The organism is Tolypothrix sp. FACHB-123 (assembly GCF_014697075.1).
Classification (GTDB): Bacteria; Cyanobacteriota; Cyanobacteriia; order Cyanobacteriales; family Nostocaceae; genus Aulosira.
The window spans coordinates 1-19,337 of sequence record NZ_JACJRE010000079.1; the positions used below are offsets into that span (position 1 = coordinate 1).

Annotated in this window: 14 protein-coding genes; 5 read left to right on the forward strand and 9 right to left on the reverse strand. The window is 41.9% G+C overall.

Features of this window, described 5'->3' with window-relative positions:
* Positions 1 to 326: 326 nt before the first annotated feature.
* The 5 genes from H6G41_RS30315 to H6G41_RS30335 all read right to left on the reverse strand — a co-directional run bounded on the left by H6G41_RS30315 (position 327) and on the right by H6G41_RS30335 (position 6,802).
* Positions 327 to 743: a response regulator gene (locus H6G41_RS30315; protein WP_190751565.1), complete on the reverse strand. Its 417-nt coding sequence runs from the start codon at positions 741 to 743 to the stop codon at positions 327 to 329.
* Between the two features lie 157 nt (positions 744 to 900).
* Entirely contained in the window at positions 901 to 3,723 is a 2,823-nt protein-coding gene (locus H6G41_RS30320) for a PAS domain S-box protein (protein WP_190751567.1), read from the reverse strand.
* 95 nt (positions 3,724 to 3,818) lie between these two features.
* Positions 3,819 to 4,205: a VOC family protein gene (locus tag H6G41_RS30325; RefSeq protein ID WP_190751569.1), complete on the reverse strand. Its 387-nt coding sequence runs from the start codon at positions 4,203 to 4,205 to the stop codon at positions 3,819 to 3,821.
* A gap of 63 nt (positions 4,206 to 4,268) precedes the next feature.
* The gene (locus H6G41_RS30330; RefSeq protein WP_190751571.1) at positions 4,269 to 5,549 is read right to left on the reverse strand and encodes a VWA domain-containing protein; all 1,281 of its coding nucleotides are present in this window, start codon (positions 5,547 to 5,549) and stop codon (positions 4,269 to 4,271) included.
* A complete protein-coding gene (locus H6G41_RS30335) occupies positions 5,546 to 6,802 on the reverse strand; it encodes a VWA domain-containing protein (protein ID WP_190751572.1) in 1,257 nt (418 codons plus the stop codon). The genes H6G41_RS30330 and H6G41_RS30335 overlap by 4 nt, the downstream gene beginning before the upstream one ends.
* A 425-nt stretch (positions 6,803 to 7,227) precedes the next feature.
* Between H6G41_RS30335 and H6G41_RS30340 the strand changes: the two genes are divergently transcribed.
* From H6G41_RS30340 to H6G41_RS30350, 3 genes are all read left to right on the forward strand, one after another.
* The gene (locus H6G41_RS30340) at positions 7,228 to 7,890 is read left to right on the forward strand and encodes an ATP-dependent Clp protease proteolytic subunit (RefSeq protein ID WP_190751574.1); all 663 of its coding nucleotides are present in this window, start codon (positions 7,228 to 7,230) and stop codon (positions 7,888 to 7,890) included.
* Between the two features lie 123 nt (positions 7,891 to 8,013).
* Positions 8,014 to 8,607 (forward strand): ATP-dependent Clp protease proteolytic subunit, encoded by a 594-nt coding sequence (locus H6G41_RS30345; protein WP_045868061.1) that lies wholly within the window; start codon positions 8,014 to 8,016, stop codon positions 8,605 to 8,607.
* Positions 8,608 to 8,920: 313 nt separating this feature from the next.
* A complete protein-coding gene (locus tag H6G41_RS30350; RefSeq protein WP_190751576.1) occupies positions 8,921 to 9,544 on the forward strand; it encodes a J domain-containing protein in 624 nt (207 codons plus the stop codon).
* Positions 9,545 to 9,582: 38 nt separating this feature from the next.
* On the opposite strand, the gene H6G41_RS30355 is transcribed toward H6G41_RS30350, so the two are convergent.
* Both H6G41_RS30355 and H6G41_RS30360 read right to left on the reverse strand, forming a co-directional pair.
* The gene (locus H6G41_RS30355; RefSeq protein WP_190751578.1) at positions 9,583 to 10,074 is read right to left on the reverse strand and encodes a DUF1499 domain-containing protein; all 492 of its coding nucleotides are present in this window, start codon (positions 10,072 to 10,074) and stop codon (positions 9,583 to 9,585) included.
* 367 nt (positions 10,075 to 10,441) lie between these two features.
* Positions 10,442 to 11,182, reverse strand: a complete 741-nt coding sequence (locus H6G41_RS30360; RefSeq protein ID WP_190751580.1) for a dienelactone hydrolase family protein — start codon at positions 11,180 to 11,182, stop codon at positions 10,442 to 10,444.
* Positions 11,183 to 11,387: 205 nt separating this feature from the next.
* Between H6G41_RS30360 and H6G41_RS30365 the strand changes: the two genes are divergently transcribed.
* Positions 11,388 to 11,735, forward strand: coding sequence for a helix-turn-helix transcriptional regulator (locus H6G41_RS30365; RefSeq protein ID WP_190751582.1), 348 nt, complete (start codon positions 11,388 to 11,390; stop codon positions 11,733 to 11,735).
* Between the two features lie 184 nt (positions 11,736 to 11,919).
* Here the strand turns inward: H6G41_RS30365 and H6G41_RS30370 are convergent, their stop codons facing one another.
* Complete coding sequence (locus tag H6G41_RS30370) at positions 11,920 to 17,205, reverse strand: caspase family protein (RefSeq protein ID WP_242038112.1); 5,286 nt, start codon at positions 17,203 to 17,205, stop codon at positions 11,920 to 11,922.
* A 174-nt stretch (positions 17,206 to 17,379) separates the two neighbouring features.
* Between H6G41_RS30370 and H6G41_RS30375 the strand changes: the two genes are divergently transcribed.
* A complete protein-coding gene (locus H6G41_RS30375; RefSeq protein ID WP_190751600.1) occupies positions 17,380 to 18,354 on the forward strand; it encodes a D-glycerate dehydrogenase in 975 nt (324 codons plus the stop codon).
* Between the two features lie 214 nt (positions 18,355 to 18,568).
* Here the strand turns inward: H6G41_RS30375 and H6G41_RS30380 are convergent, their stop codons facing one another.
* Positions 18,569 to 19,306 (reverse strand): 2-phosphosulfolactate phosphatase family protein, encoded by a 738-nt coding sequence (locus tag H6G41_RS30380; protein WP_190751584.1) that lies wholly within the window; start codon positions 19,304 to 19,306, stop codon positions 18,569 to 18,571.
* Positions 19,307 to 19,337 lie beyond the last annotated feature (31 nt).

Sequence of the window (19,337 nt, forward strand, 5' to 3'; positions counted from 1 at the left end):
GATGAGGTTGTCTATCAATGAGTTCTCCTTCGTTCACAACTAGATCTCATTCACAACCAACCAGCCAATTTTTTGCACCAATTAGTGTAGTAGCGCGGCAAGTCTAAAATGTTTGGTTCAAAAAATCTAGAAAATCCACAAACAATAAAAATAGTCTCTGATGACTCAACCCAACAAATTAAGCTTGCCGCGCTAGTAGGTTGGGTTGAGGAACGAAACCCAACATTTCCGGGTATTTGTTGGGTTTCACTTCGTTCAACCCAACCTACAATTTATCCTTAACTGAACCGTATTGGCACCTAAGCAACAAAATATAAGCAGCATCATCAAAAGTATGCAGCAATGTGCTGCATGATTTCAACTAATTCAGCAAAAGATCCTGGCCTAACTATATAGGAACTAGCTCCTAACGCCGTTGCTTGATGAATATCTTCGATTTCTCCAGAACTGCTGAACACAATTACCGGTAGGTGACAAAATTCTGGTTGTTGTTTAATCCAAGCTAGTAGTTCCATGCCATTCATGCGTGGCATTTTCATATCTGTCAATATTAACCCAGGTAAAGGAGATTTTTTGAGATAGTTTACTGCTTGTTCGCCATCCTCAACTACTTGAATCTGAATGTTAGGTTTAACTTTAGTCATTGCCCGCTTAATCAGTAAGACATTGCCTGGCTCATCTTCTACTAGCAAAAGCAAATTCTGCTGAGTATTATTCGTAATTGGTAATAGTTGATCGCTCAAAGATGCTGTTAATATGATGCTTATTGTTTGGGATATAAATTCAAAATACTACACTTTGAGGAAAAACACTTCTATCTCAAGTACAACTTGAAAAAAGCGATGTCTGCGGCGGACTTTGTCTACACATTTTGGCTGTTTTTGAATTCATTGATCTAGATTAGTTTTTTGCTTGTGGCAATTCAATCCAAAAACGGCTCCCCTGTCCTAGCTCAGACTCCACCCCCACTCGCCCTCCTAGACGTTCGATGCCTTTTTGGACGATCGCTAATCCTACTCCTGTACCAGAATAGGTATCTGAGCTATGTAGCCGTTCAAACACGCCAAATATTCTTTCTTGAAATTCGGGTTCAATGCCAATGCCGTTGTCTGCAATCCAAATCCGAAGCAAATTTCCGCGTTTTTCTGCCCAAACTTGGATTTGGGGCTTCACACCTTGTAATATATATTTTAAAGAATTTGTCAATAAATTAACTAGAATTTGAGTCAAGATAGTAGGCTGAGCAATTACCTGGGGTAGAGGCAGAGCTACAGTAATTTCGGCTTGCTTAGCTTGGCATTCTGGTTGCAATTGCCGTAAAATTTCCTGAATTATTGCTGTTAAATCAACAACTTGCAACTGAATTTCTGTGTGGCTGAGTCGGCTGTAGGCGAGTAAGTCTTGAATTAGGCAATCCATGCGTTGGGCAGAATCGGCAATGTATCTGGCATATTCTCGTCCTAATTCGTCTAAACGATCGCCATTATCTTCTACTAAAGCTTCAATTAAACCTCTAATGGCACGCAAAGGCGATCGCAAATCATGAGATACGGTATACGTAAAGCGTTTTAACTCTTGGTTGACTTCTGCTAGTTGGGCTGTGCGTTCTTGTACCCGTTGTTCTAGGGTTTCATTGAGTTGCTTGACTGCCAATTCTCCGGCTTTGCGATCGCTAATATCACGCGCCACAGCATACAGCAAGTTATTTTCTGGGCTGGCTACATATTTCCACTCTAACCATTTATCAGAACCATCTTGACAGCGGTAGCGATTTTCAAAAACATCTGAAGGAACGCCAACTGTATAATTTTGCGATTCTGCCTTGGTTCGTTCCCTGTCGTCGGGGTGAATAAAGTTAAAATAAGGTTCCGCTAAAAGTTCTGCTTGGGAATAACCGAGGATTCTTGTCCATGCAGGGTTAACCTGTTTAAAGTAGCCATCAACCCCAGCAATGCACATCATATCTAGGGAAAGGGTAAAGAATTGATTGCGTTCTTGTTCGGCTTGTTTGCGTTCAGTGATATCAATTGCCGTTGCAATAACTAATTTTCTCCCATCGGATAATTGACCCAGAGGTGCGGCTTGAAAATCCCAAATGCGCTGTTCGCCAGTATTAGTAGTAATCGAATACTCACCCATCGGAGTTTTCTTCTGAAGCGGAAAGACATTTTTTATTGCTGCTAAAATTTGTTCTTGGCGGCTACCATAGGCTTTTTCTACCCAGTCAGCAACTGTCGGGATATCTTCGATGGTGTAACCAGAAATTTCTGTCCAGGCGTGATTGATTTGCAAAATTTCCCCATCTTCCGTATGTAGCACGATTGGCAGGGGAGCATCAACAATAGCACGGCGGAAACGTTCTTCACTCTCTCGCAAAGCTTCTTCTGCCTGCTTGCGGTTAGTAATATCCGCACGAATGGCAATATATTGATATGGCTTACCGCGATCGTCCACAAAGGGCACAATAGTTGTTGCCACCCAGTAGAAACTACCATCCTGAGCACGGTTTTTGATTTCCCCTTGCCAAACCGCTCCTTGGGAAATAGTTGCCCACATTTGAGCAAAGAAGCTTTTGGGATGATAACCAGAATTAATCATGTGATGGCTTTGCCCAATTAATTCTGCTCTAGAATATTGAAAAAGTTGGCAAAATTTATCGTTAACGTAGCTAATAATGCCTTTAGCATCAGTGATAGACACAATTGAGGACTGATCCAGGACAAATTTCAGATCTGCTAATTGCCGCAAAGATTGTTCTAAAGCTGCATTTGTTTGAGATAGCTCAGCTGTGCGTTCTTCTACTCGCTGTTCTAGTTGAGCATAACTTTCTGTTAAAGCTAGCTTTGCGCGCTGACGCTGGAGATCTATCTGAGCTAGCTTTTGGGCGCAGTACCAAGTCAACCCGATAAAAGCAGCTACATTACCTGTTACATGGAGAGAAAGCCCAAAAGCATCATCAAACCAGCCGATTCTTTCTCCTAGCAACCGCAACCATCCCAGGGTGAAGGGAACAGCGATCGCGGCTGGTACCAGCACTCTAGCTGTAATTCCTCCAGCGGTATTGCTAACAAACAAACTCATCCATCCTTGCTCAGGAGTAGCAAATAATATTCCCAGGGAGAGTATGAGAGAGGCTAAAGCTGTATGCACAGCCACAAAAGTATAAAGGGCTAAACCCAATATAGGTTCGACTCCATAGGTGTAACCCATTAAAATTTGCAGGGCAATTAAAGCTGTGCCGACTGCTAACAGTTGCACCAGTTGGTAACGCACAATTCTGCCCAGCAAGAGCCACAAAGCAGTTCCCAAAAGAGTAAAAATCAATGCTGTGATCGGTGCCATTCTCCCAGGGCTAGAGGTAGCGATCGCGCTGGGTGCTTCTAAAAACAACAGTTGATCTATCCCCAGATTCCAACCAAATACATACTGGCTGAGATTTAACAGTCCCAAAATGGTGACAAATAAAGCACAACCTTGAGCTAATCGCCGCTTACCTAAGTTAGGATATTGTGAAAAATGTAACGCCAGCCCAGCAAATATAAATCCCAGTGCTGTATTGGCTTTCATCGTTACCCACTGAGGCAAAATACTTTTAAAAGTATCAATATTCGACACCCAACCCAACAGCACAACACATCCAATCGAGACAACACTAAGGCTGCAAACCAGGGAAGCCACTTTCAGCGCTTTGAAAAGACGGCGATCGCACTGAGCAATGTTCATAAATATATGAAAACCCCTATTAAATATAAGAGCTTAAAACTAGCTTAAAACCCTAATATTTTCGGTTTTTGACTGATTTTAAGGGTGGAATGAGTTTAATATTGATAAATTTCTAATGGCAAGTTATCGGGGTCTTTAAAAAAAGTAAACTTTTTCCCTGTAATTTCATCAACTCTAATATTTTCTACTTCTATTCCTTGGGATTGTAAATCAATCACAGTTTGCTCTATATCATCAACTGCAAATGCTAGATGTCTTAAACCACAAGCTTCTGGCGTATTCGGTCTTTGGGGAGGGTGGGGAAAGGAAAATAATTCTATTTGGCTATTTTCACCGACTCTTAAATCTAATTTATAAGAATTCCTGTGAGCGCGAAACGTTTCTTGAATTATGGGAAATCCTAACACCTCTACATAAAATTTTTTTGATCGTTCGTAGTCGGAACAAATAATAGCTATGTGATGAATGCCATGAATTTTCATAAATTACGAATTACGAATTACGAATTATAAATTACAAGGCTAGGCGATCGCCCAGCCCAAAAATTACTCTTGTAAAATCGTCTTTGAGACAATCCTGGTTTTCTTGCGGTCTGCTTGGGAGAGTTCTTCACCAGCTTGTAGGCGGGTAGCAGAATTTTGTAAGACTGTGGCTGCACCTTTATCTCCTATTTGTAAGGCGGTTTTAGCGGCGGTTTGCAGCATGGTTGCAGCACCAATGAGATCGCCTTGTTGTAATTTGGCTTCTGCTAACTGGGTTTGGCGATATTTGGCTAAGGCTAAAATTGATTGCTGTACCTGAGGATTGAGATTTGGTTGGTAAGTGCGAACTACATCTGCATACACAGGTGCGATCGCAGACAGTAAACCTTGGCGATCTACAGCCGGATCGTCATAGCGAATTTGAATCTGCCCTATCTCCTGTCTCCCTTCCGGTAAATTACTGAGATAAATATTAACTAAAACTACTCGCTTCACATCTTGCATCAAATCGCCTAAGCGAACGGCAAAGCGTCCATCCGCTTCTTGTTGTACGGTTAACTCAATTGTATCTGGGGATACTTGGGCAATGGGTTTAAGTTCGGCTAACCGTACTTGGGGGATGAAAGACAATAGCAAGTAGGCGTTAGTTAAACCTACCGATTGTATGCGTCTAAATAGGCGGCTAAATTCATCTACGGCTTGTTGAGGATGTTCAATATAAGCTAATGTACCACCACCAACATCGGCAATTTTTTCCAGTAAATCAGAGTTCCAGTTACTGCCAAAACCCAGTGTATTCACAGTTAAGTTCAATTTAGCGGCTTTGTAGGCAAATTCCAGACAGCGTTTGTTGTCATCCGGGCCTAATTGCCATTTCCAGATGCGCAAGCTGCTTTCACCATGTCCATCTGTGAGTAAAAAGGCTTGGGAAACAGCGCCCCTAGTACCTTTCATCAGTTCTGTAATTCCCAGTTGCAAACCTTCGGCAATGACTGTACCACCGCTGGCTTTGAGTTTGTTTTTAATTTGTGATTTAATATTGCCTAAATCTTGAACTACCTGGTTAGGGATAATGACTTCTGCCGAACCAGCAAAAGCGACTACGGAAATGCGATCGCCTGGTTGTAGTCGATCTAATAATCCCTCAACTGCTTGAATCACATTCTTGATTGGTTCCCCGTGCATAGAACCACTGCGGTCGAGAATCAAGCATAAGTTGAGGGGTAAGTTGTTTGCAAATTCCCCACTAAACGCAGAAATGGAAATTCCTAGTTGACGCTGGCTGGTGGCTTGAGCCAGGTCAACATTACTATCATTGAGTAGCGACAGTAATTTTACTTTCATGGGTGAGGCGAATCCTGCAATACTGTTTTTGAGACAATCCGCGTTTTCTTGCGATCGCTTTCGGATAACTCTTCACCAGCTTGCAAGCGAGTAGCGGAAGTTTGCAATACTGTGGCTGCACCTTTATCGCCCATTTGCAATGCAGTTTTCGCTGCTGTTTGTAACATTGTCGCCGCCCCAGCGCGATCGCCTTGTTGTAATTTCGCTTCTGCTAACTGAGTTTGGCGATATTTAGCTAAGGCTAAAATAGATTGCTGCACTTGGGGATTAGCAGCTGGCTGGTATGATCTGACGACATTGGCATAAATGGGGATGTTGGGTGTGAATAAACTTGTTTGGTTACTTGCAGGGTCATCGTAACGGACTTGCACATTCGCGATCGCTTGTTTACCTTCAGGCAACTGTCCCAAATAAATATTAGCTAAAATTATCCGCTCTACATCTTTCATCAAATCTCCCAAGCGAACAGCAAACCGCCCATCTGCTTCTTGTTGCACAGGTAACTCAATAGTATCGGGAGAAACTTGAGCAATTGGTTTCAGTTCCGCCAGCCGCACATTTGGCATTAAAGAAAATAGCAAATAAGCATTAGTCAAGCCAATTGTTTGAATGCGGTTAAATAAGCGGCTAAATTCTTGGACTACCTGATCGGATTTTTGAATGTAAGACAGTGTACCCAAACCAGCATCCGCAATTTTTTCTAAAATATCCTGATTCCAGTTATCACCAAAACCCAAGGTATTCAAAGTCAAATTATAACTAGCCGCTAATTGGGCAAATTTCAAACAACGATTGTTATCCCCATGCTCATTTTCGCCATCAGTTAACAAAAATACTTGGGAAACAGTATCTTTTTTCGCCTTTGCTAACTCCTCAATCCCCAGACGCAAACCTTCATCAATCGCCGTTCCCCCATCAGCACTGAGGCGGCTAATTTGCTTTTTGATATGTTCGCGGTCTTCAATTACTTGATTGGGTACTAAAACTTTGGCACGATGATCGAAGACCACAACACTAAGACGATCCTCAGGACTTAGTTGATCGACCAAACGAATCGCCGCTTGCTTGACAGTTTCTAGTGGTCGCCCATTCATCGAACCACTATGATCGAGAATTAAGCATAAATTTAGTGGCACATTGCGATCCAAAGTTTCGCCGATCGCAGAAATCGAAAGCGACAACTGACGCTGACTGCTCAGCTGATTGACATCTAAATTACTATCATTGAGGATCGGCTGCAAGTTAACTTTCATAAACCAAAGTCCCTAGAGAGGATACACATTTTTATAAATAACTTCAAAAGGCAACATCAAACCTACGGAAAACAAATAGATTAATCAGCTGTAACTTCTGGAAATATCCATAGTCGAGAGTCAAAAGTCAATAGTCAAGAGTCGTGAATTTCTTTACAAATGACAAAACGCAAAGTCTGATCACCGCAAGCCGACGCTCAGAACTTTGTAAGAATGACCATTGACCATTGACCTTGATAAAACCTTAACGAAAAAATATGCAACTAAAAATCGAAGTAGCTTATATTCAAGAATATCTTAGAAGCTAAGGATTGGCAGATGCTCAGCCCCCTGAGCAATTAGCCAGAAATCCACACCTTGAAGATAGCTAGCATCGCGCTAGTATGTATTACAGTTAACGGCATAATTTCAGGCGATCAGTTGCTATGGACATTTCCCCCATCAAGGCTGTTCAAGCCCCCTACTACGGCGATAATTCTTACCGGACACCGCCGCCAGATTTACCTTCCCTGTTATTGAAGGAGCGAATTGTCTATCTTGGGATGCCCCTGGTGCCTGCTGTCACAGAATTGATCGTCGCTCAACTACTGTATCTACAGTCCGACGACCCCGACAAGCCTATTAAAATTTATATCAACTCTACCGGCACATCGGGTTATAGTGGCGATCCCATTGGCTTTGAAACCGAAGCCTTCGCTATCTATGACACCATGAAATACATCAAGCCACCCATTCATACTATCTGCATTGGTTCAGCGATGGGTATGGCAGCGATGCTACTCGGTGCTGGTACTAAAGGTTGCCGCGCCAGTTTACCCAACGCCAATATTATCCTGCATCAACCAAAGAGCTACGCCCAAGGTCAAGCAACGGATATTCAAATTCGGGCGAAGGAAGTTCTGGTTAACAAAGCCTCAATGGTTGATATCATATCTCGCACCACAGGGCAAGCCCCAGAAAAAATTACCAAAGATATGGATCGCCTCTTTTACATGACTCCCTATCAAGCAAAGGAATACGGTTTGATTGACCGAGTTTTTGAAAAAGAAGAACTTGCTAATCCACCTTTACCTGCCAGCATTCTTTAATTTGTCATTTGTTCTTTGTCATTTGTCCTTTGTATATGGCAAATGACTAATGACTAATGACCACTTGCCCTGAGCACAGCCGAAGGGATGACTAACTACTAAATTACAAACGGAGTAACACAAATGCCTATAGGTGTTCCTAAAGTTCCTTACCGGATGCCGGGGGGTCAATTTACGGATTGGATTAGCATTTACGATCGCCTATACCGAGAAAGAATTATTTTCTTGGGACGCGACATTGATGACGAAATTGCTAACCAAATTATCGCTGTTATGTTATACCTGGACTCGGAAGATCCGGGTAAGGACATTTATTTGTATATCAATTCTCCTGGCGGTATGGTTACCTCAGGCTTAGCAATTTATGACACCATGCAGCACATCAAATCCGATGTGGTGACAATTTGCGTTGGTTTAGCCGCTTCAATGGGTTCTTTCCTGTTAGCTGCTGGTACCAAAGGCAAACGCATGGCATTGCCGCACTCACGGATTATGATTCACCAACCTTCTGGTGGTACCCGTGGACAAGCAACGGATATCGAAATTGAAGCTAGAGAGATTCTGCGGATTCGTAACCAGCTCAATCAGATTTATGCTAACAACACTGGTCAGACTTTAGCCAAAATTGAAAAGGACATGGATCGTGACTTTTTCATGTCTGCCGCAGAAGCTAAAGAATACGGTTTGATTGACCGTGTGATTGAAGAACGCCCGTAGGGGAAGAGGCAGGGGCAGAGAGAGCAGGGGGGACAAGGGGGACAAGGAATTTTAGATTTTAGATTTGCGTTAGCGTAGCGTAAAGCCTCCGGCATAGCTTCGCTTAGAGCGAGTCCGCGAGCGTCTTTTGGATTTCAATCTAAAATCTAAAATCCAAAATCCAAAATTGTTTCCAATGCCCCATGCCCCATGCCCAATGCCCCAATAAATTGTCAATCCTGAACTTTAAATTAAAATATAAGTCTTTATTATTAATACCTCAGACTTTAAGTGGCAAGCTTGAAGCTGAATATTTGATGGCTGATAGCTCAAGATGGATCTTGGAGATTGCTACCGTTTATTGGGTTTAAGGTCGGGAGCCTCTTTTGCCGACATCAAGGCGTCTTACAGACGATTGGCGCAGCAATATCACCCCGATATCAACCCAGATGACCACAAAGCTAAAGATAAGTTTATTGCCCTGACAGAGGCTTATAAGTTCCTGTTGACTGTAGTCATACCAGAAGATACTGTTGGCGTTGCTAGTCAAACGCCTGTTTCTGCACGGGAGCAAACACAGACAGCACCTCAGGAGAAAGCACCAGCCGCAGCAGCAAAAAAGCGACAGACGACGACACCAAAACCGCCTGGGGTAACGGCTATAGAACAGCGGCTCAAGTGGAATACTTATGAGCAGTTACAGCGATTTTTAAAAGAAAAACGGTTTCCGCAAGCGATCGCACTGGTAGAAGCTTTGGCTGATAGAATACCTGAGGATGCAGAAGTGCGTCAGTGGCAAGCTATTACTTATCAAATTTGGGGAAGGGTGCTGATCGATCAACATCAGGTGCTGAAAGCCAGGATTTATCTAAAAAAAGCGCTGAAGACTGACCCAAATAATAAAGCTTTGTGGAATGAGGTGCAGCGGGATTTACAGCGTTTAGAGCAGATGTTTTGATGACCTGGGGCGAAGAAACCCCGCCCCCTACGGATGGGTTAAATTTTTAAATCTTGCAAAGCGAGACGAATTTGTTCTACACGCCTGCGGTTAACACCGAGATCTGACTCGCCAACGCGAGAGGCCGACCGCACATGAATTACTGATTCATCAGTGGGAAAATAAAACTCGACATCGTCAACAAATTTGAAGATGCGGCTTTTAGACAGAGCATGGATATAATTATCTGTCTGTTCTACAACTTCTGTACGGGGAACTACGGTGAGGACTTTAAGTAAGGTTTCTTTAGCAACATTGCGGTCTACATGGTAAGCAATGGGTTTAATGGTGTGTTTAGCATCAGCGTCTTGGCTAACAACACAGTTATCGGAAGCCGGACAGGAACTAAGATGACCATTATTTACTCCCAAGTTAGCAGCAAAGGCCTGATTAGTAGTTGGAGAGATAAAACTACTAGTCAAGGTTAAAAATATTGCGAAAGTTATACTTAGCAAGAGTTTGGGAACAAATGCTCTTAGTAGACCGGACATGATAGATTTACTCCTCAAGGGTGGAATAGCACTCAATTATTCTCGGTTATTTTGGCTAACATTTGTGAGTTGCTATTCCTCTAAGGAAATTGTTGATTGTTGACTGTTGACTGTTGTACGGGCGGATTCACACATATCCTCACTGATTCATGAAGATCTTCCATAAACCCGCCCCTACTGACTATTGACTGTTGTACGGGCGGGTTCACAAATATCCTCACTGATCAACGATAATTCTCAATAAACCCGCCCCTACTGACTGTTGACAACTTGAAGGAATAATTTATTTTTTGAGTTCCCTCAATCAATTTTGGATGTTGAATGATTACATCCAAGGTTTAAAATCTCAAATTTGGCGAATTTTACTTTAATTTGCAAATATCCGTCCTAAGAAAGTAACTATTTCCGCCCAAGCTGAGGTAGCAGCTACCGGATCGTAGCGGTAACCATCATCGCGCATAAATGTATGTTCTGCTTCATAATTGAGAACTTTGTGGGGGATATTCGCATTTTCTAGGGTTGTAATTATTGTATGCCTGTCTGGCTCTGGGATATGTGGATCGAGAGTCCCAAATACTAATAACATCTCACCTTTAATTTCACTAAAACGATGGATTGTATCGGCTACACCCTGACCTAATTTACCACTGGGAATGCCTGTAGGATAGCAGCAAACAGCAGCTTTAATTTCGCTTTGGAAAGCGGCGCGAAAGGCTAAATGTCCGCCAATACAAAAGCCAAGCGTACCTATTTTATCTGGAGCAACGGCGCTTTCGGTTTTGAGCCATTCAATTACTGCTCGACAATCAGCATCATAATCTGCGATCGCAGTTCGGCGTGCATCATCATTACCCCGCATTCTTCCTAAATCATCGGGTTCAATAACTGTACCAATTAACTCTAGGCGATGAAAAATCTCTGGTGCGGCTACTACATAGCCAAATCCTGCTAAGTAGTTCGCCAAGCGAATGATAGGACTACCTAGTTGATAAATATCACTGTAAAATACAATACCTGGATAATGTCCTGCTGGTTTGGGCGCTGCTACATAGACACGCATTAAACTGTCATTTACTCTTAATTCAATATTGCGCTTAGTAATTTGCACTTTTTTGTCTCCGTGTCCTGTTTGCTTTAATGATTTCTCTTTCGCCTAGAACCAAAGACTAATATTGAAACAATTTGAGCGCCAATTTCAGGTAAATGAATTACATTCCACAATTATGCAACGCCTCAGTTGCCTTAGTTGCGTCATCTAGATTATACTACCATATAGTAATATAATAAATGTATATATAAATTAGAGAATCTTTATGTTAGAAACATCACCTGCGGCTCTCAGCCAAATTGCTGATTATTTTAAAGTGTTATCTGAAGTTAGCCGATTGCAAGTTTTATGTTCTTTGCGGTCTGGTAGCAAAAATGTCACAGAAATTATGAAGATTACTGGACTGGGACAAGCGAATGTTTCCAAACATCTGCAAATTCTCACCAAAGCGGGGATGATTAAACGTCAACCGCAAGGGGTAAGTGTATTTTATGAAATTACCGATCGCTTAATTTTTGAGATATGTGAATTAGTCTGTGCGCGTCTTTCGATTCGTTTGGAAGAACAGTCACAGCAGTTGAAACAGTTAGATGCTTTAAGAATTAGTCATTAGGCGATTTTTGAAAAAGAATATACCAGGGTGTTTGGCTTCGACTTCGCTCAGCCAACACCGTGCTCTGAGCGAAGTCGTTCGACATAGTCGTTCCCGCAGGGTAGGGCACAATCACAATTGGTACAATATTGTCTGAAAATCTCCTTAGTCATTGGTCATTTTTCATTTTTCATTACGAGTTATTTTAATGATCGCAGATATGGCGATCGCTCTGGTTGACATTGGGGTTATTTTTTAGGTAATCTTTGATACGCAAGCAACCTTGTTGGCGTAAGTCGGTTAAATCTAAATTCCATAGCTTTAGCCCACTATCTTCACCTGCGCTAATCAGGATTTTACCATCGGGGCTAAAGCTGATGCTATTAATTTTACCGGGGTGACCGACTAGAGTTTTAAGTAAAGTGCGATCGCGAATATTCCACAGTTTAATGGTACTATCCATGCTGCCAGAGGCGAGTATTTGGCTATGGGGGAGAAAACTCAAGCTGGTGATACCACCGGAATGTCCTGTGAGGGTGTTGATTAAAGTCCCGTCGGCAACGTTCCATAGTTTGATGGTATTGTCTAAACTAGCAGCCGCGAGGATGGTGTTATCGGGACTGAATTTCACAGATGCGATCGCTAGTCTATTTCCCTGTAAAGTTGTGACAAGACTACCATCAATTCGCCAAAGTTTTACCGTATTATCGTAACTACCAGAAGCCAGCAGTTTACCATCATTACTAAAACTGACGCTGCTGATTGCGTCTGTATGTCCTGTTAATGTGTGAAGTAATTTTTTATCTGCAATTTGCCAGATTTTAATAGTTTTATCGGCGCTACCAGCAGCTAACATTTTACCATTGGGGCTAAAACTAATGCTGGTTGCTCGCTCAGAATTTCCTGTGAGGGTATAAAGTAGAGAATTATTGGCTATATTCCATAATTTAATTGTTTTATCGTCACTGGCAGCAGCGATAATTTTATTATCTGGGCTAAAGTCTACAGCATAAATTGGCTGTTTGTTTCCAGATATAGATTTAATCAACTTTTCGTTTCGCTGCCATATTTTAATTATGCCATCCCATCCAGCCACAGCAAACATTTGGTTATCATGGCTGAAATTTGCACTATAAAAGTTTCCCTTGTTGAGGTTATTGGTTAGATTATTTAATTGCCAAAGCCTGACAGTTTTATCAGCACTAGCAGAAGCAATCATTTTACCATCTGGGCTGAAACTCAGACTATTAATTACACCACCATGTCCTGTTAAAGTTTGGCTGGAGATATATTCAATTCGGGATGGATTTTGATTCTGCCAAATTTTTAAAACTGCGTCATCATCAGCGCTAGTTAGGATTTTATCATCTGGGCTAAAGCTGATACTGTTGATTTGATTTGTATGTCCTTCAAGAGTTTGAAGAATTTGTCCTTGAGGATTCCACAAATTAATAGTTTTATCACCACTAGCAGCAGCGATAATTTTACCATCTGGGCTAAATTTTACAGAGGTAATGCGTTCTTTATGCCCTGACAGAGTTTGCAGCAACTTACCGTCAGTAAAGCGCCACAGCTTGACTAAATTATCTTCGCCACCAGAAGCAATAACTTGAGCGTCAGGACTAAAGCTAACAGTATTTACCCAGCCATTATGAGCATTCCAAGTATTGATTAAACTTCCATCAATCCGCCAGAGTTTTATCGTTTTATCTCGGCTGGCGGAAACCAGAATTTTACCATCAATACTAAAATCTACACCACTGATAATATCAGTGTGCCCAGTCAAAGTTTTGATGAGTTTACCATCTATATTATAGAGTTTGATAGATTTATCTGTAGTGGCAGCAATTAATTTATTATCGGGACTGAAAACTAAAGATGTAATCCTTTGATTATCTGTAATCGTCTTGTTGATTTTACCATCTGCACGCCAAATCCTAATTGTTCTGTCATCGCTAGCAGAGGCAATTATTTTACCATCATGACTAAAACTTACAGCGTTAACTTGTTGACTGTGTCCTTGCAAACGGTTGATTTCTTGAGATTGGGTGATAGCTTGCGCTAGAGTAGCGACAGTTGCGAGTTGAATATCTTTATTTGCTGTGGATACTTGCTTAACTTCTCGTCCAGATTTGACACTAGCAATTAAGGCTTCTAATTGCTGATTGGATAATAATAAAGCTTCCGATGAAGCGTTTAAAGCAGAAATTTCTCTCAATTGCGCCGCTTGTTTTTGGAAATAAGCGAAAACACCAAAACCACTAGCAGCAATTCCCAATACACTAATCACAATAATTGCTCTTTGCGCTTGACGCAGACGCTTTTTTTGAGCAAATTGCTGGCGTTTTCTTTCTGCTAAACAAGCAGCAATAAAACTTTGCACATCTTGAGATAATTCATCGGTATATTTAATATAGATTTCTTCCGCCTCAGCTAAACGGATACCTTGCAACAAAAAATCAGTTTGCTCCTGATTATGCTTCCATAAAGCTGCTGCTTGTTCAATTTGACGCTGCGATCGCAATCTACTACGATTCTCCTCTAACCACCAGCGCAAAGTTGACCAATGACGAATCAAAATCTCATGAGCTACTTCTATTGTTACAGCTGACGCAGGTAGAGCAGCAATTAAAGCGTCGCTTTTATCTCCCTTATCTCCCCCACTCACCACCTCATCATCCACATTCACCACGACTAACTTCGCCGCAGTTAACACTTGTAAAGTTCTTTCCACTAAAACCGCCGGGTATTTTTGCACCACTAACTCTGATTTCCATACCCTGCGTCTGGTATCTTCTGTACCTTCCCCTAATTGGGTGAGAGAAAGGAAAATCCATCTAGCACAATCTTGCGCTGGAGAATCTAAACTTTCGTAAACAGCTTGCGCCTTTCTTTCTAACGCACCTTTAATTCCACCCACCTGTTGCTGATAAGCTGCGAGAGTCAGTTTCCCATCTTGGCGAAATTCCCACAACTGTTCTAGAACAAATTCTAACAGTGGTAAATCACCCGCCGAGTGGTTTAACTCTTGTAGCAAAACTTCCACCAATTCCGACTCAACTTTTAAGTTGACTTGTTCTGCTGGATTAATAATGACACGACGGTAATCGCGATCGCTCAAATTCGGCGGAACCAACAAGCTAGATTCTTGCAATAAACTCGCCAGCGCTGGAATTTCCAAGCAAGCCGCGATAAAATCAGCCCGTAAAGTCATCACTAATTTAAACTTATCAGCCGCATATTCCATTGCACCCAACAGCAACTCTAAAAATCGCTGTCTATCTTCACCAGGCGCAAGGGTAAACAACTCCTCAAACTGATCCACCACCAAAACTACCACAGACTCAGGACGACTCCGCAACCAATAAACAAAGCCTTCCACCCCCTGATAAAGCATTCCCTCCAGCACCAGCTGGGGAGATACAGAAGAAATATTTTTTCCTTGCTCGCGCTGAGCGAAGTCGAAGCGCACTTCTCCCAATCGCCTCGCCAATTCTTCCAAAGGACGCGCACCGGGACGCATACTTTTAATTAACCAAGAATCACTTCCAGGTAATTGCTTCCCCGGACGTAATTGGGCAATTAATCCGGCTTGTACAACGGAAGATTTACCACTACCAGAAGCACCGACTACAGCTAAGAAAGATTTATGTGCTATTTGACTAATTAAATGCTGAGTTAAAGATTCTCTGCCAAAAAAATATTGCGCGTCTTCTTCTGCAAAAGCCCTTAATCCTCGGTAAGGACAAATTTTTAAATCTAAGGCTGATTTTTTCTGACTACGCGCGCCAGTTGCTGAAGGGATAATTTCAATTACGCCTTGAGTTCCTGATAACCAAAAATGCAGAGGTAAAAATGGGGTGCTTTGGGTTTGTGCAGCTAGTTGTACTTGTAATTGGGTAATCCAACCAGCTACAGATAAACCAGATTTTAGATTAGCATTTTTTAAAGTTTCAGTCAGGGTTTGAGCAAATAAATCGGAATTATCTGTTGGGGAATTTCTGGCAATAATACATTGTCCTTTTTCCGATTCTAACCGCAAATCATCCACCCATTCTTGTAGAGAAGATACAGCAGTCGCTATTACAGGAAAATCTAAAATAATAATCTGCTGGTTAATTTGCGAACGGCGTAACTGTTGTTTTAACCAAGAACGACTCAGCCAAATATCATCTGATATTAATAATGCAGCTTCTCCTGTAGGAGTTTCTTCTAATCTTCCGCGTAGATATAACAATATTGTTGCAGCTTCTGGGAGAAGAGGCAGAGAATTATTAACAGAAAAATCTGAATTTTCTGGCTGATTTTCAACAAAATCAAAGACTGGTCGAGAAAAATCATCATCATTATTATTTGCTAATACAGGCTTGTCTACCTTTCCCCTCGTTTGATTATCTCCTCGATGATAGACACCTAAAGCTTGTTGAATTGCATCGCGAATATCTTTACCAGTCGTTTCTCCGGGACGCGGTAAATATTCCAACTCAAAATCACCAGTATCAACCAATATATTACTAAAATTAAGAGTCCCTTGATAACTGCTAAATCCATCAATTACTAGTGCTAATCTTAAGGAATCTGATTCGGCGATCGCGGGAATTTTTCCTAATATTAATTCTCCCACTCCTTCGACAATCCGCTTTGGTGTTTGTAAGGGATATTCGCGCTTAATTTCCGTGTCTCCCTTGCCGCGTTTTTGCTGGTTAATTAAACGTAACTGTTGATTAGTTTTATCTATATATTGTAAAGTCTGGTGATAAACATAGCGATACAGCCCATCCGCAAAAATTACGCCTTGGGCATCGGCTGCATCACCATATAAACCCCGCGTTAAATAATAAGTAAATACGCCATGCCCTAATTCAGGAAATTCCCAAGATTGTTGATTTACATCACAGGAAAGTAACGCATAAAACCCCTTACTTTTACCCGCATTGCGTTGTAAAACCTCTACTAATTGCGGCGTGGGATTTAATAAAGGTTCGCCAACTCCCCGGAGTGTCATTCCGCCACTATGACAAGCATCTAGCCAAACTAATTGATTTTGCGCGCCACTTTTACTTAACTGTGCCAAAAGTTCTTTAACAGGTAAACCAGTTTGTTCTAAATTATCTTTTTGGGTATCAGCCAAACACAAAAATGCTTCTTGAGTATTTGATTGTAATATCCCATGCCCAGAAAAATAAAATAGAACTGTGTCAAGTGGTTGCACATTAGCCGCAATTTCCTGTAAACTCTTTTTTAAAGTGGATAATAGTGGCAATTTTTCGGCAAAATCGTGATAAATCTTGACCTGTTTTTGCGGAAATTGTTCTTGAGTTGCAACTGCTAAAGCTTCAGCAAGTACCTGACAATCAACTGCGGAATAACGTAGAGAAGGAAGTTCCGCATCTTGATATTTATTCACGCCTACCAGTAACAACCACAATTTGGGGATAGTTGTTTGTTTTGCTTGAGTTGAGCTACTGGTTGTTACTCCGCGTGGGCACATAAGTTATGGGGCATTGGGCATTGGGCATTGGGCATTGCATTGGTCAACCGTCAACCGTCAACCGTCAACCGTCAACCGTCAACTTCAAGAATGTTCTTTACTTATATGATTTCATATAGGTGGATTGCGATCGCTTTATGCAGAATTTTGAGAAATAGCTATACATTAACTAATATGTCTTTACCTCAAGTCTTTATCACGCGCCGCTTACCTGCTAGTTTAGAACAACTTATTGCGATCGCAAATGTGGAAGTATGGACAGAACGTCAACCACCTCCTGACGATATCCTTCTCGCTAAAGCCAAGGCGGTTGATGGATTGTTGTGTCTGTTAACTGACAAAATTGATAGTGAATTAATCGCCGCTTCTTCTGTTCAAGTTATTAGTCAAATGGCAGTGGGTTACGATAACATCGATATTGCCGCAGCTACAGCCCAAAAAATTCCTGTTGGTCATACGCCTGGTGTTTTAACCAATGCTACCGCAGATTTAACTTGGGCGCTAATTATGGGCGCAGCTAGACGAGTGGTGGAAGCAGATAAGTTTACTCGCGCTGGTTTGTGGAAAACTTGGGAACCAGATTTATTATTAGGGCCAGATGTAGCTGGTGCTACTTTAGGGATTATCGGTTTAGGGCGGATTGGACAAGCTGTTGCTCGTCGCGCCCAAGGTTTTGAAATGAAAATTCTGTATACAAGTAGACAAAGATGTGAGCCAGAAATCGAGAAATTACTGAATGCAGAGTTTGTCAGATTGGAAAGATTACTGCAAGAATCCGATTTTATTACAATTCATACACCAGGCACTGAGGATACCTATCATCTGTTAAGCGATCGCGAATTTGCATTAATGAAACCCTCAGCTATCTTAATTAATACAGCCAGAGGTACGATTATCGATGAAAATGCCTTGTATCGGGCATTGTCGCAAAAACAAATAGCGGCTGCGGCTGTGGATGTGACGGAAATCGAACCCCTACCAATAGATAGCCCATTGCTGAGTTTAGATAACTTAATAATTACACCCCACATTGGCAGCGCCAGTAAACAAACAAGGGCAAAAATGGCAGAAATTGCGATCGCAAATCTCATTGCTGGGTTAAAAGGCGATCGTCTACCTTACTGTGTTAATCCAGAAGTTTACAGTTAATTTTTGATTTTACAATAATGCGATCGCCCTTGGGGAGTTAGTGTCCCTACTAAAAAACTCAACAGTCAACCGTCAACCGTCAACCGTCAACCGTCAACAGTCAACAGTCAACCGTCAACAGTCAACAGTCAACCGTCAACAGTTAACAAAAAATAAAGAGACATTGGCGGCAATGTCCCTTCATTTTATAATTTGCTATAGGCTTTTGTAATATTTAATGGTGGCGTTTGAGAACACCAAGTTCTTGCTGTATGGGTAATACATCTAAAATATCGGTTTGGGAACAATATTTTAGATCTTCATCACATTCCAGACGCAGCAGACGTTTGCCGTGACTGGCTTGGTGTAAGAGTCCTAACAAGTTATCTTGCCATTGAGTGTAGAGCGCGATCGCACTAATCACTTCATCATTACCAGCTATATCCTCCGGTGATAACTGAGTATGTTGCACAATACTATGAGCGATCGCACCAGCACATACTGTATCTTCTAGAGAAAAACTGCCTTCCCAACCTGAGCCAACAATCCAGACAGTCTCCGGTTGCTTTTCTAGTAGATAATTAACTACCGCAGCACGGTTAATCAAAGCACCTGCTAAGACAGTAGGCGCATCTTGTATCCGCTTTAAAGCACGAGTGCCATTGGTGGTACTAATAAATAAGCGCCGTCCTTCTACAAGTTCTGGGGTGCAATCCAGGGGGGAATTACCCAATTCAAAACCAGCTACTTTTCCGCCTCCGCGTTCTCCAGCTCGTAGCCGTTTCACCGGAGGCCATTTTTCACTGACTTCGATGAGTTGATCTAAATCGCTGAACACCTGTACAGCTTCGCCCCCAGCCGCCAAAACTGTGGCCATTGTGCTAGTAGCCCGCAGAACATCGACTGCGATCGCACATTCTGGGGCGTGATCTGTTGGAGTCAATTCCGGGGTATGGTAAACAAAAAGCTTCACGTTATAGATAAGCCTGATTAATGCTGTCGAG

Excerpts from the sequence above, each read along its gene's own strand:
- H6G41_RS30320 (WP_190751567.1), bottom strand. The coding sequence starts at position 3,723 with ATGAACATTGCTCAGTGCGATCGCCGTCTTTTCAAAGCGCTGAAAGTG.
- H6G41_RS30325 (WP_190751569.1), bottom strand. The coding sequence starts at position 4,205 with ATGAAAATTCATGGCATTCATCACATAGCTATTATTTGTTCCGACTAC.
- H6G41_RS30330 (WP_190751571.1), bottom strand. The coding sequence starts at position 5,549 with ATGAAAGTAAAATTACTGTCGCTACTCAATGATAGTAATGTTGACCTG.
- H6G41_RS30335 (WP_190751572.1), bottom strand. The coding sequence starts at position 6,802 with ATGAAAGTTAACTTGCAGCCGATCCTCAATGATAGTAATTTAGATGTC.
- H6G41_RS30340 (WP_190751574.1), top strand. The coding sequence starts at position 7,228 with ATGGACATTTCCCCCATCAAGGCTGTTCAAGCCCCCTACTACGGCGAT.
- H6G41_RS30345 (WP_045868061.1), top strand. The coding sequence starts at position 8,014 with ATGCCTATAGGTGTTCCTAAAGTTCCTTACCGGATGCCGGGGGGTCAA.
- H6G41_RS30350 (WP_190751576.1), top strand. The coding sequence starts at position 8,921 with ATGGATCTTGGAGATTGCTACCGTTTATTGGGTTTAAGGTCGGGAGCC.
- H6G41_RS30355 (WP_190751578.1), bottom strand. The coding sequence starts at position 10,074 with ATGTCCGGTCTACTAAGAGCATTTGTTCCCAAACTCTTGCTAAGTATA.
- H6G41_RS30365 (WP_190751582.1), top strand. The coding sequence starts at position 11,388 with ATGTTAGAAACATCACCTGCGGCTCTCAGCCAAATTGCTGATTATTTT.
- H6G41_RS30370 (WP_242038112.1), bottom strand. The coding sequence starts at position 17,205 with ATGTGCCCACGCGGAGTAACAACCAGTAGCTCAACTCAAGCAAAACAA.
- H6G41_RS30375 (WP_190751600.1), top strand. The coding sequence starts at position 17,380 with ATGTCTTTACCTCAAGTCTTTATCACGCGCCGCTTACCTGCTAGTTTA.